The organism is Streptomyces sp. NPDC104371, from assembly GCF_055583785.1.
This window is the reverse complement of the sequence record NZ_JBVJNF010000008.1, coordinates 35,472-58,301: the sequence shown is the minus strand read 5'-3', so window position 1 is coordinate 58,301 and position 22,830 is coordinate 35,472. Positions and strand designations below refer to the sequence as shown.

The following is a 22,830-nucleotide window of genomic DNA, read 5'->3' as shown; positions in this document are numbered from 1 at the left end:
CCGTAAACGGGGCCATACGGTTGGTTGCGCGTCCGGGGGTGTCCGCCACTCACTTCGACCAGGCCCCGCGCCGGTCTTCCTCGGGCGTCCGGTCGACGTCGCGCCGAGGAAGACCGGCTCACGCACGGCGCCGGTGTCCGCCGGGTCTCGCTACCAGCCGGCCTTCACTCCGTCGTAGGCCTTACGGCAGTCGGCATTGGTGGCCTCCGCGGCGAGCTTCTGCATGGAGTTGCGCCACACCTTCTTGGCCACCTTCTCCAACTCCCTTGTCTGGGAGGGGACGTTCGGCGCGTACTTCTTGAGCGTCGCGATGGACGAGGCGGTGAACTTGTGGCACGCGGGTCCGGCGGCGTTCCGGTAGCCGGTGTCCAAGTCCGTCGCCACCGCCTGGCCGTTCTTGGTGGCCCAGGTGTTCCAGGCCGCGCACGCTGTCTGCGTGAAGGCGGCCTGGTCGGCCTCGCTCAGGTTCGCGACCTCGTTCAGCATGGTGTTCTTGACCTTGTCGGGGACCGTGAAGTCCTTGACGGGGAACTTGTCGAAGGTCTGGAGCAGCGCCTCCTGGCACGCGGGCGGCAGCGGGGCCGCCTGTGCGGAGGCGGGGAAGGCCAGCGCGGAGGCGGACAGGAGGACCGCGGTGAGGACCGTGCGCTGGACGGTACGGGACAGGGTCATGGGTGATGCTCCTTGCGGGAACCATGGGGTGGGCCGGGCGCGGATCAGCGCCCGGGTACAGAACGAACACCGGCTCACGCCGGTCACGGCGGCTGTGCGGTCAACTGCCCAGGAGCCGTAGGTCAGGTGGGGCGCCCGCGTTCCCGCGGGAGCGCGTCGCGCGTGCGTCGGCGGAAGACCATGAACGCGGCCAGCGCCGCCCCCACGAGCCAGAGCGACTGGATCGCGAGGGCCTGGGCCACGGGCGCGGTGGAGAAGGCCGCGGACATACTGGCCTGCACGGCGCCGTACGACGGCAGGAAGCGCACGATGGCGCTGTCCGACCCGGAGCTCGACAGGGGGTTCTGCAGGGCCACGTCGATGATGCTGATCATCAGGATCGCGAACATGCCCTCCACCTCGCGGCGGAGCACCGAGCCGAAGACGACGCCGAGCGCGCCGTAGGTCAGGGCCGCGCAGAACAGCGCGGCGGCGAGCATGAAGGACTGTCGCGGGGACCAGGCGAAGCCTGCGGCGGCCGTGGCGTAGGCGGCGATGGCGGCGCAGACCAAGGTGAGTGCGGAGAGCTTGGCGAGGACCAGGTGGTGGCGGGGGTACCCCGCCATGGCCAGGCGCCGGTCGAAGGCACCGCCCGTGAACGTGGCGGCGAACATCATGAACCCGGCGATCAGGGTGACCGCGTTGAGCGCGCCGGTGATCTGGGTGAGGTGGTTGCCGGGTGGGGTCAGGACCTCGTTCGTGGCCCGCAGCCGGAACGGCGCCGGCCGGTCGGGAATGGTCACGTAGGCGAGCGCGATCCATACGGGGATGTACACCACCACGAGCAGCATCGCGAACCGGTTGCGGGCGTGACCGATCAGCGCGTACCGGGAGGCCGTGGTGAACAACGACCAGTGCCGCCTCATGCCGCCGCCCGGGAGTGCCGCTCCCGGCGGTGCAGGCGCCCGTCCTCCAGGCGCCACAGCTCGTCCAACCGGTCGATGTCGTAGGCGAGATGGGAGACGACCAGCACCGAGCGTCCGGCGTCGCGCAGCTCTGTCGCCAGCTTCCAGAAGCGTTGGTACGTCTCCCAGTCGAAGCCCTGGTAGGGCTCGTCGAGCAGCAGTACCTCCGGGTCGTGCATGAGCGCGAGGGTCAGGTTCAGCTTCTGCCGTGAGCCCCCGCTGAGCAGGCCCGCGCGCTGGTCGAGGTACTCGGTGAAGGCGAGGATCTCCATCACTTCCTCGGCCCGTCGCAGGTCCGCGAGTCCGAAGGCGTGCCGGAAGAGGTCCAGGTGCTGGCGGACGGTGAAGGAGTCGTCCAGGACGACGGACTGCGGGCAGTAGCCGAACCTGCCGCTGTGGCGCACCGAGCCCCGGTCCGGCCTGAGTTCACCGGAGAGGATCTTCAGCAGCGTCGTCTTGCCGGCGCCGTTCTCCCCGACGATCCCGGCGAGGACACCGGGCCGCAGATGGAGGTCGACGCCGCGTAACACGGCGTGCTGCCGGTAGGAGTGGTGCACCTCTGTGAAGTCCAACGCGCTGCTCCGTCGTTCCAGATCTTCCGGTGGTCAGGTCCCGATCGACCCCAACGAGCAAGCGGGGCAAGGGAAACGGCGCCGGGAGCGCTTCTGTCCCGCGGCGTCAATCCGGCGCACGACGCGTCACGCGTGCGGCGGTGTTTCCAGCGGCAGCGGGGTTCGGGGCGGCCAAGGCGGCTAGCGTGCCCAGGACCGGGGGTGCCAGCAGGTCGTGCGGCTCCGTATCGGTCCCTGTCGGTCCCTACGGGCAAGGTTCTGCCCCCGCTCGCGGGGCGGGGAAGGTCGGTCAGTCATGTGTCCTCGGCCAGTCATGCGTCGTCCGTCAGTCATGCGTCCTCGGCCGGTCATGCGGAGAACATGTGTGATCGGCGCCGGGCCGTCCGGCCTGGCCGCGAGCAAGGTCTTCGCCTCGCGGAACGTCCCGTTCGACTGCTTCGAGGCCGGGTCGGGCATCGGCGGACTGTGGCGATACGGCAACGACAACGGCATGTCGGGGGTCTACGCGTCGCTGCACACGAACATCTCGAAGGAGAGCATGTCCTTCACCTCCCGGACCATGCCCGCGACCTATCCGGTCTTCCCCCATCACAGCCTGGTTCTGGCCTACTTGGAGGACTACGCCACGTCGTTCGATCTGCACCGGCACATCGTGTGCGACACGAAGGTCACCTCGGTGCGGCCCCTGGACGACGGTGGCTGGGAGGTGGTCTGCCGGCACCGCGGCACCGAGGCCGAGGAGACGCGGCGCTACAGCGAGGTGGTCGTCGCCAACGGGCACCACTGGGACCCTCGCTTCCCGGCCCCCGCCGTGCCCGGTGCCGAGGAGTTCGAGGGAACCGCGATCCACTCGCACGACTACCGCACCCCTGATCCGTACGCGGGTCGCCGGGTCCTGGTGATCGGCATGGGCAACTCCGCGTGCGAGATCGCGGCGGAGATCTCCCGTACGGCGGCGCGGACGTTCCTCTCCGCGCGCGACGCGGCGCATGTGTACCCCAAGATGCTGCTCGGCCGTCCGGCGGATCACTTGGCGTCGAGCCCGCTGTCCGATCTCCCGCGCTTCCTCAAGGACCCGGCGCTACGGCTCCTTCTGCGGCTGTCCCGTGGTGCCCCGGCTCAGTACGGGCTGCCCGACCCGGTCGGCGGACCCCTCGCGAGCCACCCTTCCACCTCCGACGAACTCCTCGTCCAACTGGCCCGCGGTGCGGTGACGCCGAAGCCCGGCGTCAGCTCCTTCGGCCGGAACACGGCGGCGTTCACGGACGGCAGCCGGGAAGCGGTGGACGCCGTGGTGTACGCCACGGGTTACACGATCTCCTTCCCCTTCCTGGACCCCGCCGTGTTCGCCGCCCCAAAGGGCCGTACGGAGCTGTATCTGCGCACGGTCCCGCCCCGGATCCCCGGGCTCTACTTCATGGGACTCGCCCAACCCTCCGGCGCGGCCTTCCCGTTGCTCGAACCGCAGGCGGAATGGATCGCCGAGCTGATCGAGGGCGCGGTCGCGCTGCCGTCGCCGACGGACATGACGCGGGCGATCGCACGCGAGTGGCGCCGCCATCGCACGACGTACGTGTCCACCTACCGCCATGGAATCGAAATTGACTTCCGCTCCTACCGAAGAGCCCTCCGCCGGGAACGCCGAGAGGGAAGGCGTCGCGCACGCGGCACCGTCCCGGCCCTGCCCACCGTGGCAGGCACCGCCCCGGCGGTCGATCACGTGTGATCCGCTCAGCCAGGTGTTCCATCAACTGTCCGGCGCCCAGCAGTTGGCGGTGGGCTGGGCGCTGCGCTTCCGTGGGAAGCCACCCTCGGCGGACGCCCTGCGCGCACACGTACGGACCAGGCTCGGGGACCTGCCGACGCTGACCCACCGGGTCGAGGAGCAGCCGGGATCTCGTCCCCACTTCATGCCCGTCCGGAATCTCGACCTGGGACGGCATATCCGTCGTCTGCTCGTGACAGATCCATGGGAGCAGTGGCAGGACTGTCTCCGGACGGTACTGGAGCGGCCGTTGCCGGACGCGCCCCATCCGCCCTGGGACCTCTGGCTGCTTCACGGACACGCCGATGCCGATGCCACCGACGGGCCTGAGTATGTGCTGGTGTTCCGTATCCACCACGCTCTGGAGGATGGCGCGGGGCACCACTACGTACTCCGGACGCTGTTCACCCCGTACGTCCCGTCGCCCAGGTCGCCCGACGTCCAGGGCACTCCCCCGCCGGTCGACGGCTGGGGGCGGATCTCGTCCCGTGCCGTGCTGGGCATCATGGGTGACCTGGCCCGGAGTCTGCGGGGCGCCGACGCCTGGCCCATGCTGCGTCGGCCGCCGACCGGTCAACTCGCCACCGTTGTAGGGACGGTGGAGACCCGGCGGCTGCTCGCACTCTCCCGGGCCCTCGGTACTGACGTCAGCGCCGTCTTCCTGACCGCACTGACCGGGGCGATGCGCACTGTCGCCCTGGCCGAGGGAGAACGCCCGGCTCCCCTCGCACTCCTGTGGCCGCTGTCGGTCCGGAGCGGTGGCGAACGCGGCGCGGTGGGCAACTTCCTCACCATGGTGCGCCTCGGACTGCCCTGTGAGGAGCCGCTTCCGCAGCGCCGACTCGCCTCGCTCGTACGACAGTTAGAGCCCGGAGGCCTGGAGCGGCGGATGCGCACCTCTCGCGCTCTCCTGCGGCTCGCGCCGCGTCCTGTGAGCCTTGGCACCCTGCGGCTGCTCATGCGCCCGCGCCATGCCTCCCTCACCGGCACCTACTTCCCGGCGGCCTTGCCCCAACCTGTCCTCGGCGAGGCTCGGTTGGACGGCGCGCTCGGGCTGGGCGCTCCCCTGCCGGGTCAGCTCTGCCATCTGACGCTGCTCAGATACCGGGCGCAGTGCACGCTCTCGGTCGTCCACGACACGGCCTTCGCCCACGGCGCGGACCTTCCGGGACTGTGGCTGAGCGCGCTGGCGGAACTCGAAGCGGTGGTCTGACCCGGACAACACACCTGGGCCTGGGGCCGTATTGAGCGTTCGCTACGACCCTGGGCGCGGCCTCGTTCACGTCGACGCCGAGGTCTGCTCCAGTTCCCCCACGGCCTGCTCCCACAGTTCCGGAAGCAGTTCCCCGAGCGGCAGCGCGGGGTCGGCGACGAAGGACACCTCGGCCCAGGTACCGAAGAACGACAGGCCCACTCCGCAGAGTTGACCGGGAACGAGCAAGGGGAGCAAGGCGGCGCCCGTCACTTGGGTGTCGCCCAGGCTGCCCTTGTCGGCGAGCGGCATGGACGTGGCCATGAGGCCGCTGACGCGTGGGGAGAGCATCCTGCGCAGGTACCACTCGGTCGGGCGGTCCGGCATGAAGCGGACCAGATCCTGAACGGCCTGCCGCCAGGCCTCGCCGCGCAGCTTCCGGGTCGTCGCCATGATGTGCTCCAGGCGCCGCACGGGCGCCTTGCCCTCCTTGGCCCCTGTCCCGCGTTCGGTCCGTACGGGCGCATCGCCGCCCTGGGCGCCGGTCCCGCGTGCGGTCCGTACGGACAGTGGCAGTTCCAGCGGCAGGGCGAAACAGCGGTTGCCCCAGGTCTGTTCCTCTTCCGGGCGGCGCGCGTCGACGGGCAGCAGTGCCGTCACCCGCGGAAGCGGCACGCCGGAGCGGGTCGACCAGGTCGCCAACGCCCCGGTGAGAGCGGCCAGATGGGCGTCGTGGGCGGATCCGCCGTGCGCCGCACCGATCCGACGGAGGACGTCCGCCGGTACGCGGCCCCGCCACAGCCGCCGCTCTCCCGTGGCGACGAAGGGGAGGGTCGGACGGCGGCCACGTACGGCGAGTGAGCGGGCCATGAACAGCGCGCCCAGCCCGACGGCCGTGCCGAGTCGCCGCGGGAGACCGGCCAGGCCGCCCTTCCTCGGCACCGGACGGGCCGAGGGCTCTCCCTCGCCCAGTACGGCGCGAAAGGTCATCGCGGCGGCGGCACCGTCCTGGCAGGCGTGGTGGAAGCGGTAGCACACGGCGTACTCGTCGGGCGCATGGCCGTGGATCAGCCAGACACCCCAGTAAGTGCCGGGCGCGAACGGCGCGTTGACCGCGGTGTGCAGGGCGGCGTCCCATCCTTCGGGGCCCTCGGCGACCACCTCGTGGACATGGCGGTCGACGGCGAAGTCCGCGTCCGGTTGCCACCGGGGGCGTCGTGTGCCGCCCTCGACTCGGCTGGTGAGCAAGGGCAGCCGGGTCAGGCGGAAGCCCACGTACGCGCGGAGATCGGCCAGGCTCGGGGGCGGACCGCTCAAGTACGCGACGCCGCCGGCGTCCCAGCGAACGCCGGGGTGGCGGCGCGCCATGCCGAGGAACGCGCGGTCGACCGCGTGGGTGGGACGGCCGGGGAGGGGAGCGGACACGGGCATCGGGGGACTCCAGTTCGTGCCGAATGAGGGGCAGGCCGGATGCGGCCGGGCGGCTGCCGACCGGTGCCCGGCGACACCGAACGCGTCACTCGGCCTCGGCCTGAATCCTGAATCGGTCCGGTTATATCCGCTCGCGAGGAACGCCCGTGCCCACTCCTCCCCTGCCCTGCCCGGCTCGCTACCCCGCGCCGCACCGCCCGACGGGGACACGGTGTCCCCCGGTCACCGCCCGCGAGACCACCCGAACGGGGGACGGCCCTCCCGTCGGACCGCACGGGCCCGACTGCCTCCCTCGCGTCTGTACGGCCGCTGCCCTGGCCCCCGTTGAGGGTTCCGACGCGTCGTCCAGGAGTCATGCCGAGCGCGGCGTTGGTCCTCCGTTCGGGTGAGCAGCGGGGCTCGGGGCACCATCACCGTCCGCCGTCTGACACTGTGCTCCGCGCCGCCGCAATGACCTCGGCCTTCCTCGCCTTCGCATGCGGTCGTGGTCCTGTCCCTTTCGGAGCCCTTGGAGCCAAGGTCATGCACGTCGCCCTCACCGGCGCCACCGGATTCCTCGGACTCCGCCTGCTGCGCCGCCTGCTCGACACGCACCGGTCGGTGACAGTCCTGGTCCACGCCGGGTCGGGTGACGCGCTGCACCGCATCAGCCGGTTCTTCGAACTGACGGGCACGCCTGAGCGGTTCCTCACCGAACTCCCCGACCGGCTACGGGTGGTGGAGACCGAGTTGGAGCAGCCCAGGCTTGGGCTGTCCCGGCGCGCGTTCCAGGAGTTGGCCGACGGTCTCGGCGCGCTCTGGCACAGCGCGGGCAGCATCAACCTCGAAGGGAACCTTCCCGAGTTACGCCGGACCAACGTCGAAGGGACGCGGCATGTGCTGGAGTTGGCCGCCGCCGGGCGCGAGAAGCCCGTGGTCCACCATGTGAGTACCGCCTTCGTAGCCGGGAGTCGGCGACAAGGAGTGGCGTACGAGGACGAGTTGGACGACGCGTACGGCTTCGAGAACGCCTACGAACGCTCCAAGTACGAGGCGGAAGTGCTGGTTCACGCCTGGGCGCGGGAGCACCGCCGTCCGGTCGTCGTGCTGCGGCCGAGCGTGCTGGTCACGGATGTGCCGCCGCATCCGGAACTGCCCTCGCATCCGCTTCAGGTCGTCGAGCGGATCCTGCGCGACGCGCGCCGCAGCGCCGAACCCGACGGTCCTTACGGCACCGACCCGGGCGACCGTCCCCGCATCCGGTTGGTAGGCCATCCGCATGGTCGGTTGAACCTGATGCAGGTGGAGCACGCGGCCGAGGTCATGGTGCGACTGGCCGATCGGCCACCCTCGGGCGGAGTCGACACGTACCACGTCGTCCATGACCGTGACGTGCCGGTGCCGACGATCGTGGCCCTGCTGGAGCGGCTGGTCCAGGTGTCGATCGAGCTGGTCGCCAAGAAGCCGGACGACCCGTCCGCGCTGGAGGCGCTGCTGGACTTCTATCCGGGCCTGACGACCTATCTGACCCACCGACGGCGCTTCGACGACACACGGGTCCGGACCCTGCTCGGTCCGTCGGCGGCCTCCGGCCGGGTGGACCTCGACTACCTGTGGTCCGGCCTGGCCCCGAGGGACCGGGTTCCCGCCGGACCATCGGCCACGCCCGCGACCGGCCTCCCGCCCGCGCAGCACACCCCGTACGCCGCCCCGTACACCCGACACGCCTAGTGCGTCTGCCCGCCAGACCTCCCTTCCCGCTGGAGCCCTTCCATGCCCGTCCTGTCCTCCCCTGACGCACCCGTCGCGTCTCCGCCGGTCTTCTCCCTCGGGGACATCGCCGCCCTCGCCCGACGGATCCGGGAACCCGTCCATGTCGTCAGCGGCCCGACCGGCCGTGAACTGGGGCTCGCCATCGGTCCCGTACCCGAAGGACCGGTGCTCGGTACGCTGCCGCCGCTCTACCCGGAGTGGCTCGGCGGGCGGACCTTCTGCGAGGCACACGGCGTCCGATTCCCTTACGTAGCGGGCGAGATGGCGAACGGCATCGCCACCACCCGGATGGTGTCCGCGATGGCCCAGGCGGAGATGCTCGGGTTCTTCGGCGCCGGAGGCCTCGCGTACACCGAGGTGGAGCGGGCCGTGCACACGCTGGCCCGGGAGTTGCGGTCCCGCCCCAACTGGGGCGTGAACCTCATCCATTCACCCGCCGAACCCTCCCTGGAGTTCGGCGTCGCCGAGCTGCTGCTGCGCTGCGGTGTGCCCCGGATCTCGGCGTCGGCGTTCATGGAGCTGACCCCGGCCGTGGTGCTGTGCTCGGCCCGAGGGCTGCGCCGTGACGGCGACGGCGCGATCGTCCGGCGCACGCGGATCCTCGCCAAGGTGTCCCGTCCGGAGGTGGCCGAGAGGTTCCTCTCCCCCGCCCCGGCCGCGCTGTTGGACCGGCTCGTCGCCGAACGGAAGCTGACCGCGGAGGAGGCCCGTCTTGCGGCCCTGGTGCCGGTGGCCGAGGACATCACCGTGGAGGCCGACAGCGGAGGTCACACCGACAACCGGCCGTTGTCCGCCCTGCTGCCGAGGATCGTCCTGCTGCGGGACGCGTTGTGCCGTCGGTTCGGCTACCCGCGACCGGTCAGGATCGGCGCGGCGGGTGGTCTGGGCACACCGGACGCGGTGGCCGCCGCGTTCGCCCTCGGTGCCTCCTACGTGGTCGTCGGATCGGTGCACCAGACGGCCGTCGAGGCGGGGTTGTCGGACGAGGCCAAGGCGATGCTCTGCGAGGCGGATGTCGCCGATGTGGCCATGGCACCGGCAGCGGACATGTTCGAGTTGGGGGTCACGCTGCAAGTGCTGTCCCGAGGAACGATGTTCGCCCAGCGGGCGGGCAGACTGTACGCGGCGTACCGGACGCACGGCGCGCTGGAGGAGATCCCGCCCGCCTCGCGCGCCACGCTCGAACGGGACGTCCTGCGCGCCTCGTTCGACGAGATCTGGCAGCGCACGCGCGCGTTCTGGGAGCGGCGCGACCCCTCGGAGATCGCGCGCGCGGAGGCCGATCCGAAGCACCGTATGGCGTTGGTCTTCCGCTGGTACCTGGGCAGTTCGAGCCGGTGGGCGATCACCGGGGAGGCGTCCCGGCGTACCGACTACCAGATCTGGTGCGGGCCCGCGATGGGCTCGTTCAACCGCTGGGTCGCGGGCACGTTCCTGGCCGAACCGGCGAACCGGTCCGTGACGCAGATCGCCCTCAACCTGCTCGAAGGCGCCGCGATGCTCACCCGCGCCCATCAACTACGCACCTATGGAGTGCCGTTGCCGACCGAAGCCTTCACCTACACCCCGTGCGGGCTGGCATGAGCGGCCCCGGCGCCGCGCAGGCGTCAACAGCCGCGCAGGTGCCCGTCGCCGTGATCGGCGTCGGTGCTCTCGTACCGGGCGCGACAAACGCGGCCGGTTACTGGCGGATCGTGACCGGCGGCCGCGATCTGATCACCGAAGTGCCTTCCTCCCGCTGGCTGGTTGCCGACCACTACGACCCTGACCCGGCCGCGCCCGACAAGACGTACGCCCGCCGAGGCGCGTTCCTGCCGGAAGTGGACTTCGACCCGTTGGCCTACGGCGTCCCGCCCGCCAACCTGTCGGCGACGGACACCTCCCAACTGCTGGCCCTGCTGGTCGCCGACCAGGTGTTGACCGACGCCGGTGGTCTGTCGGGCGTGGACCGGGACCGGGTCGGTGTCGTACTCGGCGCGGCTGCCCTGGAACTGCTCCCGCACATGTACGGACGCACCCAACGCCCGTTGTGGGTCAAGGCGTTGCGGGAGAGCGGTCTGCCCGAGGCCGAGGTGCGGGCCGTGTGCGACCGGATCGCGGCGCACTTCAGTCCCTGGCAGGAGTCGACCTTCCCGGGTCTGCTCGGCAATGTCGTCGCGGGCCGGATCGCCAACCGGTTCGATCTGCACGGCATCAACCACACGACCGACGCAGCCTGTGCCAGCTCGCTTGCGGCCCTGTCCACGGCGGTCGGTGAACTGTCGCTCGGCCGGACCGACTTGGTGATCAGCGGCGGTGTGGACACCGGGAACGACATCGGCATGTTCCTGTGCTTCTCCAAGACACCCGCACTCTCCCCCACCGGTGACTGCCGTCCGTTCTCGGACGCGGCGGACGGCACCATGCTCGGTGAAGCGGTCGTCATGTACGCCCTGAAGCGACTGTCCGACGCGGAGCGGGACGGCGACCGGATCCATGCGGTGATCCGGGGCATCGGCGCCTCGTCCGACGGCAGGAGTACGGCGATCTACGCGCCACTTCCGGGCGGTCAGGCACGGGCTCTGCGGCGCGCCTACGAGCAAGCGGGCTACAGTCCACGGACCGTCGAGCTGATCGAGGCGCACGGGACCGGCACGAAGGCCGGGGACGCGGCCGAACTCCAGGCGCTCCGCGAGGTGTTCGAGGCATCGGAACCTACGGACAGGCAGGACGGGCAGGACCGGAAGGACGGGCAGGACCGGAGCGGCGGGTACGACGGGCCCGACGGACAGTGGTGCGCGGTCGGCTCGGTCAAGTCGCAGATCGGGCATACCAAGTGCGCGGCGGGGGCGGCGGGGCTGCTCAAGGCGGTCATGGCACTGCATCACCAGGTGCTGCCGCCGACCATCAAGGTCGGCCGACCGGTCCCGGCGGCGGCTGCCCCGGACGGCCCGTTCTACGTCAACACCGAGACCCGGCCATGGGTGCGGCCCGCCGGTCATCCGCGCCGCGCATCGGTGTCTAGCTTCGGCTTCGGGGGCAGCAACTTCCATGTCACGTTGGAGGAGTACGTGCCTTCGGGCACCTCGGCGCGGGTGCCGCCCCGCCATCGCTCGGCGCCGAGCGAACTCGTCCTGTTCAGCGGCGCGTCACCGGCCGACCTGGTGTTGCCGGATGCGAGCGGCGACCGTCCGCTGGCCGCGCTCGCCCGGGAGAGCCAGAGCGCGTTCTCGCCCACCGACCCGCTGCGACTGGCCGTCGTCGCCACGGACTTCGCGGATCTGCGGGAGAAGTACGCGCAGGCGCTCGCGCTGATCCGGCAGCGGCCCGGCACCGCGTTCGCGACCCCGAACGGCGTCCGGTACGCCTGTGAGGACCCGGCGGTCGGCCGTCTCGCCTTCCTGTTTCCGGGCCAGGGGTCCCAGTACGTCGGGATGGGCGCCGACCTCGCGATGCTGGCACCGGCCGCCCAGGCCGTGTGGGACCGGCTGGGCGGTACCCGGTTCGACGGGCGGCCCCTGCACCGGGTGGTGTTCCCACCGCCCGCCTTCACCGACGATGAACGCGCGTTCCAAGCAGCCCAGTTGGCCGCCACCGAGTGGGCGCAGCCCGCGCTCGCGGTGCACGCGCTGGCGCTGTTGGAGGTACTGCGGGAGCTGGGGCTGCGGCCGGACTGCGTGGCGGGCCACAGCTTCGGTGAGTTGGTGGCGCTGCACTGCGCGGGTGCCCTGGAAGCCGACACGTTGGTCTCGCTGGCCCGCACGCGCGGTGAGTTGATGCGGGACGCGGCCGTCGTACCGGGCACGATGCTGGCCGTCGCGGCGGACCGCGCGCACGTGGCGGCGGTGCTGGCCGAGGGCGCGTTCGGCGACATCTGGTCGGCCAACCTCAACTCGCCTCTTCAAGTGGTGCTTTCGGGTACGACGGAGGCGGTCGCGCGTGCCGAGCGGGCGTTCACGGCGGAGGGTGTCGGCACCCACCGGCTGACCACGTCGACCGCGTTCCACAGCCCGCTGGTCGCCCCGGCCGCTGAGCCGCTCGCCGCGTTCCTGCGCACGGTCCCGGTCGCGGGACCCCGGATCGAGGTGTACGGCAACGCGGACGCGACACCGTACCCGTCCTCACCCGACGCCGTACGCCGCCGGATCGCCGACCAGTTGGCCTCGCCGGTGCTCTTCCAGGACCAGATCGAGGCGATGTACGCGGCGGGGGTGCGAACCTTCGTCGAGGTCGGCGCGGGCGCGGCGTTGACCGGCCTCGTCGGGCAGATCCTCGGTGACCGCGCGCACGCGGCCGTCTCCCTGGACCGGGCGGACCGGTCCGGGGTCAACACCCTGCACACCGCGCTCGGCGAACTCGCCGTACGCGGTGTCCCGTTCGACTTCGATCCCCTCTGGGCGCCGTACGGCTCGCCCGAACCCCCAGCCAAGGAGCGCGCGCCCCGGATGACCGTGAAGATCAGCGGAGCCAACTACGGTCAGCTCTACCCGTCTTGCGACGAACCCGCCGAAGTCGCCGAAGCCGAACCTCTGTTGCCTGCCCCTGTGCTGGGGCGCCGGCCGGAACACACCCATCCGCAGCCCGCACCCGCGTCCGACATCCCGGCGGTTCCTATGCCCTCGAATCCCCCTGCTCCGGAGGCGTCGGCGTACGACGCCGCGTCACCGTACGATGCCGTGTCCGCGTACGAGACCGAGTCCGTGTCCGTGTACGACACCGAGCCCGGGGCCGCCCTCGGCGCCGAGTGGTACGCCGCGGTGGAGAGCGTTCAGCGGCAGACCGCCGAGGCCCACGCGGCCTGTCAACGCATGCTGACCGACAGCCACTTGGCCTTCCTGCGGATGACCGAGACCACCCTGGCCGCGATGCTCGGCGTGCGGGCCGTCGGCGATGTACCCGACGCCCCGACTCCCGTGACCCCGCTGCCGCTCCCCCGCCCTTCGGAACCGCGCCAGGCCTCGGCACCCGTGGCGTCGGCCCCGACGGTCGCCGTCGAGCAGCGGACCTCGGTAGCCGCCCCTGTAGTCCCCCCAGCCAAGGCCGCCGAGGCCACGCCGCTACCGACCCCCGAACCGTCGGCGCCGCAACTGTCGGCACCCGAGCTGGAGGACCTCCTCCTCTCCGTGGTGGCCCAACTCACCGGCTACCCGGCGGAGATGCTCACCGTGGACATGGAGTTGGAGGCGGATCTGGGGGTCGACTCGATCAAGCGTGTCGAGATCCTGTCGGCCGTACGCCGCCGCGTGGGCGACCTGGCGACGGGAGACGTCGGGGAACTCGGCAAGCTCCGCACGCTGCGTGAGATCGTCGAGGCGCTCACGACGACCGGCAACCCGCCCGGGGCCCCTGAGCCGAACTCCCGTACAGCAGACTCTAGTACGCCTGATTCCCGTACTCCGTTCTCCCCGACCCAGGGCTCCCCGGCCATGGCCCGGCCCCAAGCCGTCGCGAAGATCCCCGCCATGCGCACCGAGTCCGAGCCGGACAAGGCGCTGACGAGGCTGGTGCCGCGCGCCGTGGAGTCACCCGCGGCCGGCCTCGCGACGGCACGGCTTCTGGACGGACCGCTCGTGGTGACGGACGGAGGCGTCGGCCGCTCCGCTGTCACCGAACTCGTCGCGCTGAAGCTGACGGAGCGCGGCGTGGACGCCACCGCCGTGACGGAGGTACCCGAGGACGCGCGTGCCGTCGTCCATCTCGGCGGGCTGACCGGGGGCAACGGGCCGGACGACGCGCGGGAGGTCCACCGCTCGGTGTTCCGCGCGGCGCGCACCATGGCGGCCCAAGTGGCCGAGCGGGGCGGGCTGTTCGTGACCGTGCAGGACACCGGAGGCGACTTCGGGCTCGGTGGCCACGCCCCCGATCGGGCGTGGCTGGGCGGCGTCGCCGGTCTGACCAGGACCGCCGCGAAGGAATGGCCGGGCGCCTCGGTCAAGGCCATCGACTGCGAGCGCGGCGCCCGCGACGACGAGGAGGTCGCCGAGGCCATCGTGCGAGAGCTGTTCGAAGGGGGCCCCGACCCGGAGGTGGGTCTCCGGGCGGACGGGACCCGCACCACCCCGCGGGTGGTACCCGCGCCCGTGGTTCCCGATGACACCCGGCGGATCACCTCGGAGTCCGTGATCGTGGCCACGGGAGGGGCTCGCGGGGTGACCGCCGCCGCGCTGCTGGATCTGGCGAGGACCCACCGTCCGCGCATCGTGCTGCTCGGCCGGACGGCACCGGCTCCCGAGCCCGAGGGGCTCGCGTCGGCCACCGACGAACCGGCCCTCACCCGCCTGCTCGCCGAGCGTTCCGCCGCGGACGCCACGAACGCGGCGCACACGGCGCACACGGCGGACTCCTCGCCCGCCCGGATCGCGGCACGGGCCCGGGAGATCCTGGCCGCGCGCGAGGTGCGCGCGACGCTGGCGGCGCTGGAGGAGGCCGGGTCCCCTGTCCGGTATGTGCCGGTGGACGTCCGCGACAGTGACGCCGTCGCCGCCGCGCTGTGTGAGGTACGGGAGGTGTGGGGGCCGGTCACCGGCATCGTGCACGGTGCGGGAGTGCTGGCCGACAAGTGGCTCGCCGACAAGACCGAGGAGCAGGTCGAGTATGTGATGTCCACCAAGGTGGACGGTCTGCGCGCGCTGTTGGCCGCGACGGCGGACGATCCGCTGGAGGTGCTCTGCCTGTTCTCCTCGGTGGCCGCCGTGTTCGGCAACGCGGGGCAGAGCGACTACGCCATGGCGAACGAGATCCTCGGCCAGGTGGCGTCCGCCGAACAGGCCCGCCGCCCCAACTGCCTGGTGCGGTGCGTCGCTTGGGGTCCGTGGCGCGGCGGCATGGTCACACCCGCTCTGGTCGGGCACTTCGGCCGGTCCGGAGTCCCGCTGATCCCCCTGGAGCAAGGGGCCGCCGCGTTCACGGCCGAGTTGGACGGCGCGGCCGGTGAGGCGCGTGTCGTCCTGGTGGCCGGGGACGATCCGGCGGCCCTGTCCCCGGCCGGTGATCCGCGTCCGGCGCAGGTGCTCGTCCGGGCGGACAGCGCACCGCAGTTGGCCGACCATACGATCACCGGGGTTCCCGTACTGCCCGTGGCGATGGTGCTGAACTGGTTCGCGGGTGCGGCCACCGCCTGGCTGCCGGGCGTCGACTCCCTCGTCCTGCGCGACCTGCGGGTGTACCAGAAGTACGCGCTGCCCGAACTGGCCGGACCTGGCCATCGGTTGACGGTGCACGGCAGCCGGGGCGCGGCCGGTTCGCCGTCGGGGCTGGAGGCGGAACTGCGGGGAGAGAGCGGGGTGGCGCACTTCCGGGTCGTGCTGGATGCCGGGGCCGAGGAACCGGATCCGGCGGGGTGGGGCAGTCCGGAGGGTCTCAAGCCGCTGGGTCGCGGCGAGTTGTACGACGGGGAGAGCCTCTTCCACGGCCCTCGCTTCCACTGCGTCCGCTCGCTGCAAGGTGTTTCGGCGCACGGAGCCGAGGCGATCGTCGCGGGCGTGCGCGCCCTGGAGTGGCCGGGTGAGCACTGGCCGCTCGACCCGGCCGCCGTGGACGGCGCGCTCCAACTCGCCCTGGTCTGGGCGCAGGAGGAGCTGGGCGCGGCGACGCTGCCGATGGCCGTCGCGGAGTGCCGGGTGCACCGGGGCGGCCCGGTGGACGGCACGGTGCGGTGTGTGCTGCGCGGTCGGAGGGTGCACAGCACGGGGGCGCGCTGCGACGCGGCGCTGATCGATGCCGACGGGGCGGTCCGTCTGGAACTGCTCGGCGTTGAACTCGTCCGCCGCCCCTCATGAACCCCCTCTCCTTTCCGAGCCCCGGCCTTCCCCAGTCCCGCCCCCGCTGTTGAAGTGAGACCTGCATGGAATTCGAACCGATCGCCGTCGTCGGCCGGGGCTGTGTGCTGCCCGACGCGCTCGATCCGGACACGTTCTGGGACAACATCGCCGCGGGCCGCCTCAGTCTGTCGGCCGTCCCGGAGGGCCGGTGGCGGCTGCCGCGCCACTGGGCCATGGGCTCGGTGGCGGACCACCTCGACCGCACCTGGACCGATGTCGGCGGGTACGTAAGGGGGTTCGAGTCCGTCTTCGACCCGGGTGGCTTCCGGATCGCCCCGGAGCGGATCCTGTCACTGGACCCGCTCTTCCACTGGGTCCTGTACGGCGTCCGGCAGGCGCTCACGGAGGCGGGACGCGAAGGCCCGCTGCCGCGCGCGGGGTTGGTGCTGGGGAACCTGTCGTATCCGACGCCCACGGGGGCGGCCTTCGCCGAGCACGTCTGGCTGTCCGCCCAACAGCCCCCGATTCGCGACGCGTTGCTGACGGGAGAGCGCCGGGAGCGGCCCGACGCCCGCAACCGCTTCTCGTCGGGGCTGCCCGCCGAACTCGCGGCCCGCGCCCTCGGGTTGGGCGCGGGCGCGTGGTCGCTCGACGCCGCCTGCGCGTCGTCGCTGTATGCGATCAAGCTGGCGTGCGACCGACTGCACGACGGCACGGCGGATCTGATGGTGGCCGGTGCGGTCAGCCGGGCGGACCCTCTCTATCTGCACGTGGGGTTCTGCGGGCTGTCCGCGACGAGCCGTACGGGGCGCAGCCGCCCCTTCCACCGGGACGCGGACGGACTCGTGCACGGAGAGGGCGCCGGGTTCGTCGCCCTGATGCGGCTGTCCGAGGCCCGTACCGCCGGGCTGCCCGTGCTCGGCGTGATGCGCGGTATCGGGCTGTCCAATGACGGGCGCGGCACCGGGCTGATCAGTCCCTCGGAGGAGGGTCAGGTCCGAGCCATGCGCCTGGCGTACGACATGGCGGGCATCGCGCCCGAGACCGTGTCGCTCGTCGAGTGCCATGCGACGGGGACGCCGCTCGGGGACGCGGTGGAGGCGCGCGGCATGGCCCGGGTCTTCGGGGCCGGTGACGATGTGCCCATCGGTTCGGTGAAGTCGAACGTCGGGCATCTGCTGGCGTCGGCGGGGGTGGCCGGGCTGCTGAAGGTGCTCGGCGCGCTGCGCGCGGGGGTCCGTCCGGCGACGCTCGGCGCGGGGCGGCCGTCGGAGGCACTGGCGGGCACGCCGTTGCGGGTGCTGACCGCGCCGGAACCGTGGTCGGGGCCGCGCCGGGCGGCGGTGAGCGCGTTCGGGTTCGGCGGGACCAACGCCCATCTGGTGGTGGACCTTCCGGACGACGACCCGGTAGGACCCGCCGTACCGCGACCGATCCGCCCGCCCGCCGCCGTATCGCGACCGATCCGTCCGGCCGCCGCCGTGCCCACCCCGGCCCGAGTGCCGGATGCGTCGGATACGTCGGATACGGAGAACACGGCGGACGGTCGTCCTCCTGTGGCGATCGTCGCCCTTGGTGCCCGCGTCGGCGACGGGACCTGTACCGAGGACTTCCGGCGGGCGGTACTGGGCGGTGAACGGCGCGGCCCGGCCCGGGAGATCGCCGTGGAGTTGAGGGACCTGTGCTTCCCGCCCCTGGCCCTGGAGCGAACGGTTCGCCATCAGCTCCTGGTGCTGGAGGCCGCCCGGGAGGCCGTACGGCCGGTGTCCCTGCCACGGGAGCGGACCATGGTGGTCATCGGCATGGGGGTGGACCCGGAGGTGGCCCGAGCGGGCGCCCGCTGGCGGGCCCCTCACTGGCTGGAGCAGGCCGGGCTCCTGGTCACAGAGGCGTCGGCGGGCCTCGCCCGGGACGCGTTCGTGCCACCGATGACCGCGGATGCGGTGGTGGGTACGCTGCCGAACCTCGTGGCGAACCGGATCAGTACCCAACTCGACCTGGCCGGGCCGGGGTTCGCGGTCTCGGCGGAGGAGGCGTCCGGCCTGGTGGCGCTGGAACTCGCGGCCCGCGCGGTCCGGTCGGGCGAGGTCGACGCCGCGCTCGTCGGTGCCACCGACCTGTCCTGCGAGGCGGTGCATCGGGCCGCCCTGCACCAGCTCGGGCGCGAGGACGAACCGGGGGACGCCGCTGTCGTCCTGGTCCTCAAGTCCCTTGACTCCGCGCGCAGGGACGGCGACACCGTCGTCGCCCTCCTCGACGAGGACGGTGACAGCGACGGTGCGCCCGACATGATCATCGGGGACGGCCCGGACACGGTGTTCGATCCGGCGTCGGCCTTCGGGCGCGCCCACGCGGCGTACGGGCTGGTCTCCGTCGCGGTCGCGGCGCTCTCGCTCCAGCACCGCGCGGTGCCGCGTCCGGGCGGCCCCGCGGACACCTTGGCCGTCGCGCATACGGCGAAGGCGGCGGTGACGTCACTGGAGGGGCCCACTGCCAGTGTCCGCCTACGGGCGGGAGACGCCCGGCCCTGGCTGCGCGGCCCCGCTCCACGCCTGCACGTCTTCTCCGGTGCCGACCGCCGGGAGGTCCTGGCCGCGCTGGAGTCCGGTGCTCGGTCGGGCACAGGGCTCGACGCCGGTCCGGCCCTGCTCGCTCTCGTCGCTGACGACGACGCGCTGCCGGACCGGATGGAGGCCGCTCGCCGCTGGCTGGCCGAGGGCGGGACCCGTCCGCCCGATGTGCGGTACCGGGACAGGCCGATCGCGGGGCAGACCGCGTTCGTGTACACCAACGGCTCGGCCGCGTATCCGGGGATGGGTCATGAGCTGATGCTCGCTCTGCCGTCGCTCGGCGAGGCCGTCCGCGCCCGACACGCCATGATCGGCGCGCGGTTGAGGTCGCGGGCCGATCGCGGAGTGCTCGACCAGATCTGGGCCGCCGCCGAACTCGCGCTCTTCCACACCGTGTTCACCCGCGAGGTGCTCGGCCTCCGGCCGGACGCCGCGCTCGGCTACTCCTCCGGCGAGTCGGCCGCCTTGGTGGCGCTGGGGGCCTGGCCGGACGCCGCCGGGCTGTGGGAGGCCACCCGGGACAGCGGGCTGTTCACGACCGAACTCACCGGTGAACTCAGGGCGGTTCGGCGCCACTGGGAGCGTCAGGGTGTCCAGGGCCACCGCTGGTCGAGCTACCTGGTCACTGCACCCTTGGAGGCGGTCCGCGCCGCACTCGCCACCGAGGTGGCCGTCCATCTGATGGCGGTGAACGCGCCCGGCGTCTGCGTCATCGGCGGCGAGTCCCGCGCGTGCGCGGCGGTCGTGGCCCGGCTCGGCACGGACCGCACGATTCAGCTCGACTACGAACTGGCTGCGCACGCCCCGGAGTTGGCGGAGATCCAGGAGGTGTGGCGGGAGGCCCACCGCCACCCCACGGTCGATGTGCCCGGTGTGCGGTTCTACAGCGGGGCCACCGGCCAGACGTACCGGCCGACGACCGAGCGGGCGGCCGAGGCGCTCACCGCGCAGGGGCTGAACACGATCGACTTCGCGGCCACGGTCGAGCAGGCGTGGGCCGACGGTGTCCGGGTCTTCGTGGAGCACGGGCCGCGCAAGCTGTGCACCGGCTGGATCAAGCGCGTACTCGGCGACCGGGACCATGTGGCCGTCGCACTCGACGCCCCGGACGACACCGGGCTGCGGCAGCCCTGCCTGGCGGTGGCCGAACTCGTCGTCGCGGGCGTGCCGTTACACACCGACGCACTGTTCACCCGGCTCGCGCAAGCCGCCACCGAGGTCCCGCGTCCCGGACCCACCATCACCGTGCCCGTACCCGCGCCCCCGTGTCTGCCGCCGCTGGAGCCGACCTTGGTATCCCTGCCTCGGGCCCCGGAGTTGGCGCCGGTACCGGACCGGGAGCCCGGCCGCCCCGACTCACCGGCCGGGGGACCGTACCCCCTGCCGGACGTCAGGCCGAAAGAACCGGACGGGCGGGAGCCGCAGTCGACGGGCGCCCGTGCCGCGGTCCTCCGGCAGAGCCGACGGGTCGCCGCGCTGCACCAAGAGATCATGGCCGGGCACGCCGAGGCCCACCAGCGGTTCCTGCGGACGTCCGCGCTCGCCGTCCTGGCGCTGAGCAAGTCCGCGGGCCGTACGCGGACGGTTCCGGCGCGTCCGTCCGCCGGACCGCCGCCACCGTCCCTCGTACCGTCCGTGCCCCGCCCGGCGTCCCTGCCCGCTCCCCCGCCGGGGACCGAACTCCCAAGGCCGGGGCCGAAGTTCGACCGCGCCCAGTTGGAGCACCTTGCCTCCCGGGAGATCTCCACGCTGTTCGGCCCGCGGTTCGCCGAGCAGGACGCGTACGCGGTGCAGACCCGGATGCCCGAGCCGCCGATGCTGCTCGCGGACCGGGTCACCGGCATCGACGCCGTGCCCGCGGCGCTCACCCTGCCCGGCCCGGTGCGCACCGACGGGACGATCTGGACGGAGACCGATGTCCTGCCCGACAGTTGGTATCTGGACTCCACCGGACGGATGCCCGCCGGACTGCTGATCGAGGCGGGCCAGGCGGATCTGCTTCTGCTCAGTTGGCTGGGCGTGGACCTCCTCAACCGGGGCGAGCGCGCGTACCGGCTGCTCGGCTGCGAAGTGACGTACCACGGCAGCCCGCCGGAAGCGGGTGACATCCTGCGCTATGAGATCCATGTCGACGGCCACGCGGAACACGACGGCGTACGGCTGTCGTTCTTCCACTACGACTGCTACGTGGACGGTGAACTCCGGCTCAGTGTGCGCGAGGGCCAGGCCGGGTTCTTCACCCCGAAGGAGCTGGCGGGCAGCGGCGGTGTGCGGTGGGATCCCGCCGAGCGGGTGCCGGGCGACGACCTGCCGCTCGACCCGCCCACCGTGCGCTGCGAACGGACCCGCTTCGACGCGGACCGGGTGCGGGCCATGGCGCAGGGGCGTCCCGCGGACTGCTTCGGCCCCGGCTGGGAGGCGACAGCGGCCCACGTCCGCTCACCGCGGCTCGACGACGGCAGGCTGCGACTGGTCCACGAGGTGACCGAGTTCGACCCGACCGGAGGGCCATGGGGGCGCGGCTATCTACGGGCCGAGACGCCGCTGTCGCCGGACGACTGGTTCTTCGCGGGGCACTTCAAGAACGACCCTTGTATGCCGGGCACGTTGATGCTCCAGGGCGGTCTGCAGGCGATGGCGTTCTACCTGGCGGCCATGGGCTTCACCGTGGACCGGGACGGCTGGCGTTTCGAGCCCGTCGACGGCCGTCCCTGCAAGACGATGTGCCGGGGCCAGGCGACACCGACCGGCCGACGGGTCGTCTACGAGGTGTTCGTGCGCGGTGTCTCGGCCGGGCCGGTGCCGACGCTGTACGCCGATGTGCTGGGCTCGGTGGACGGGATGCACGCGTTCCTGGGGCGGGACGTGGCGCTGCGACTGGTGCCCGACTGGCCCCTGTCGCACTGGCGACGCTCGGGCCCGCCCGTCGTACAGAGCAGCGGTACCCCGGTGCCGCTCCCCTTGCTCGGCGGGCTGGCCGGGCACCGCGAGGAGCAGCCGGTGGCGACGGCGGCCGATGAACTCCCCTTCGGCTACGCCTCGTTGCTGGCGTGCGCCTGGGGCAGACCGAGTGAGGCGTTCGGCACCGCGTACGAGCCCTTCGACGGCACCCGCAAGGTCGCGCGACTGCCCGGACCTCCCTACCACTTCATGAGCCGGATCGTCTCGGTGGTCGGTCCGCAAGGGGGTATGCGGGAGGGCAGCCGTGTCGTGGCCGAGTACGAAGTCCCCGCGCGGGCTTGGTACTTCGAGCAGAGCGGCGGCCACGCGATGCCGTTCGCCGTCCTGATGGAGATCGCGCTGCAACCCTGCGGGTGGCTGGCCTCGTACGTGGGCAGCGCGTTGACCACCGACAAGGATCTGCTGTTCCGCAACCTCGACGGATCGGGGACGGTCACCGGTGAGGTCACTCCGGCGACGCGCACGGTCCGCACCCACGCCGAACTGACCCGCGTGTCCCACAGCGGAGACATGATCATCGAGTCGTTCCGGGTGCGCTGCACGGCCGACGATGTGCCGGTCTTCGAACTCTCCACGGCCTTCGGCTACTTCCCGCCGTCGGCCTTCGCCCAGCAGCAGGGCCTCCCGGTGTCGGCCGAGGACCGGACCCGTCTCGACGAGCCCGGTGACCGTCTGGTCGATCTGACCGCCCGACCCGCTCGCTACTGCGCCGGGGAACCCCGCTTGCCGGGCCCGATGCTGCTGATGCTCGACCGGATCACCGGCTACTGGCCGACCGGAGGCAGCAAGGGGCTCGGGCGGCTGCGCTCGGAGAAGGACGTGGTCCCGGGCGAGTGGTTCTTCCGGGCCCACTTCTTCCAAGACCCCGTGCAGCCGGGGTCGTTGGGCGTCGAGGCCATGTGTCAACTGCTCCAGTACCACCTGCTCGAACGCGGCGCGGCGAACGGCATCCCCCACCCCCGCTTCGAACCGGTGCTGCCCGACCACGAGACGACCTGGACGTACCGCGGCCAGATCACCCCGGCCAACCGGCTGATCCGGGTGGACATGGACATCGTGGAGACCGGCACGGACACGCGGGGCCCCTACGCGAGGGCGGACGCGACACTGTGGGGCGACGACACCTGCATCTACCGCGTACGCGGTCTGGGCATGCGCGTGGTGTCCGGCACGGCTCCTGGGCCGTCATCCACTCGGTGACGCGAGGCCCTGGACGCCCGCGCCGACCGTAC

10 protein-coding genes are annotated in these 22,830 nt (G+C 72.1%); 6 read left to right on the top strand and 4 right to left on the bottom strand.

What is annotated here, in order from left to right:
• Positions 1-150: 150 nt before the first annotated feature.
• The 3 genes from ACZ60T_RS24095 to ACZ60T_RS24085 form a co-directional block, all read right to left on the bottom strand.
• Positions 151-672: a hypothetical protein gene (locus ACZ60T_RS24095; RefSeq protein WP_365625294.1), complete on the bottom strand. Its 522-nt coding sequence runs from the start codon at positions 670-672 to the stop codon at positions 151-153.
• Positions 673-794: 122 nt separating this feature from the next.
• Positions 795-1,577 (bottom strand): ABC transporter permease, encoded by a 783-nt coding sequence (locus ACZ60T_RS24090; RefSeq protein WP_365625291.1) that lies wholly within the window; start codon positions 1,575-1,577, stop codon positions 795-797.
• Positions 1,574-2,188 (bottom strand): ABC transporter ATP-binding protein, encoded by a 615-nt coding sequence (locus tag ACZ60T_RS24085; RefSeq protein WP_469667747.1) that lies wholly within the window; start codon positions 2,186-2,188, stop codon positions 1,574-1,576. Before ACZ60T_RS24085 ends, ACZ60T_RS24090 begins: the two co-directional genes overlap by 4 nt.
• Before the next feature lie 364 nt (positions 2,189-2,552).
• Here ACZ60T_RS24085 and ACZ60T_RS24080 point away from each other — a divergent pair, with 364 nt between their 5' ends.
• Together ACZ60T_RS24080 and ACZ60T_RS24075 are read left to right on the top strand one after the other, a co-directional pair.
• Positions 2,553-3,914, top strand: coding sequence for an NAD(P)-binding domain-containing protein (locus ACZ60T_RS24080; protein ID WP_469667746.1), 1,362 nt, complete (start codon positions 2,553-2,555; stop codon positions 3,912-3,914).
• A gap of 13 nt (positions 3,915-3,927) precedes the next feature.
• Positions 3,928-5,166: a wax ester/triacylglycerol synthase domain-containing protein gene (locus ACZ60T_RS24075; RefSeq protein WP_469667745.1), complete on the top strand. Its 1,239-nt coding sequence runs from the start codon at positions 3,928-3,930 to the stop codon at positions 5,164-5,166.
• Positions 5,167-5,232: 66 nt separating this feature from the next.
• Here the strand turns inward: ACZ60T_RS24075 and ACZ60T_RS24070 are convergent, their stop codons facing one another.
• Positions 5,233-6,576, bottom strand: coding sequence for a wax ester/triacylglycerol synthase domain-containing protein (locus ACZ60T_RS24070; RefSeq protein WP_469667744.1), 1,344 nt, complete (start codon positions 6,574-6,576; stop codon positions 5,233-5,235).
• A gap of 522 nt (positions 6,577-7,098) precedes the next feature.
• Between ACZ60T_RS24070 and ACZ60T_RS24065 the strand changes: the two genes are divergently transcribed.
• The 4 genes from ACZ60T_RS24065 (at position 7,099) to ACZ60T_RS24050 (ending at position 22,798) form a co-directional block, all read left to right on the top strand.
• Positions 7,099-8,286: an SDR family oxidoreductase gene (locus ACZ60T_RS24065; RefSeq protein ID WP_469667743.1), complete on the top strand. Its 1,188-nt coding sequence runs from the start codon at positions 7,099-7,101 to the stop codon at positions 8,284-8,286.
• A gap of 42 nt (positions 8,287-8,328) precedes the next feature.
• A complete protein-coding gene (locus ACZ60T_RS24060; RefSeq protein ID WP_469667742.1) occupies positions 8,329-9,912 on the top strand; it encodes a PfaD family polyunsaturated fatty acid/polyketide biosynthesis protein in 1,584 nt (527 codons plus the stop codon).
• Entirely contained in the window at positions 9,909-16,085 is a 6,177-nt protein-coding gene (locus ACZ60T_RS24055) for an SDR family NAD(P)-dependent oxidoreductase (protein WP_469667741.1), read from the top strand. Before ACZ60T_RS24060 ends, ACZ60T_RS24055 begins: the two co-directional genes overlap by 4 nt.
• A gap of 65 nt (positions 16,086-16,150) precedes the next feature.
• Positions 16,151-22,798 carry a beta-ketoacyl synthase N-terminal-like domain-containing protein gene (locus ACZ60T_RS24050; RefSeq protein ID WP_469667740.1) on the top strand — a complete coding sequence of 2,216 codons (6,648 nt, stop codon included), beginning with the start codon at positions 16,151-16,153 and terminating at the stop codon, positions 22,796-22,798.
• Positions 22,799-22,830: the final 32 nt, after the last annotated feature.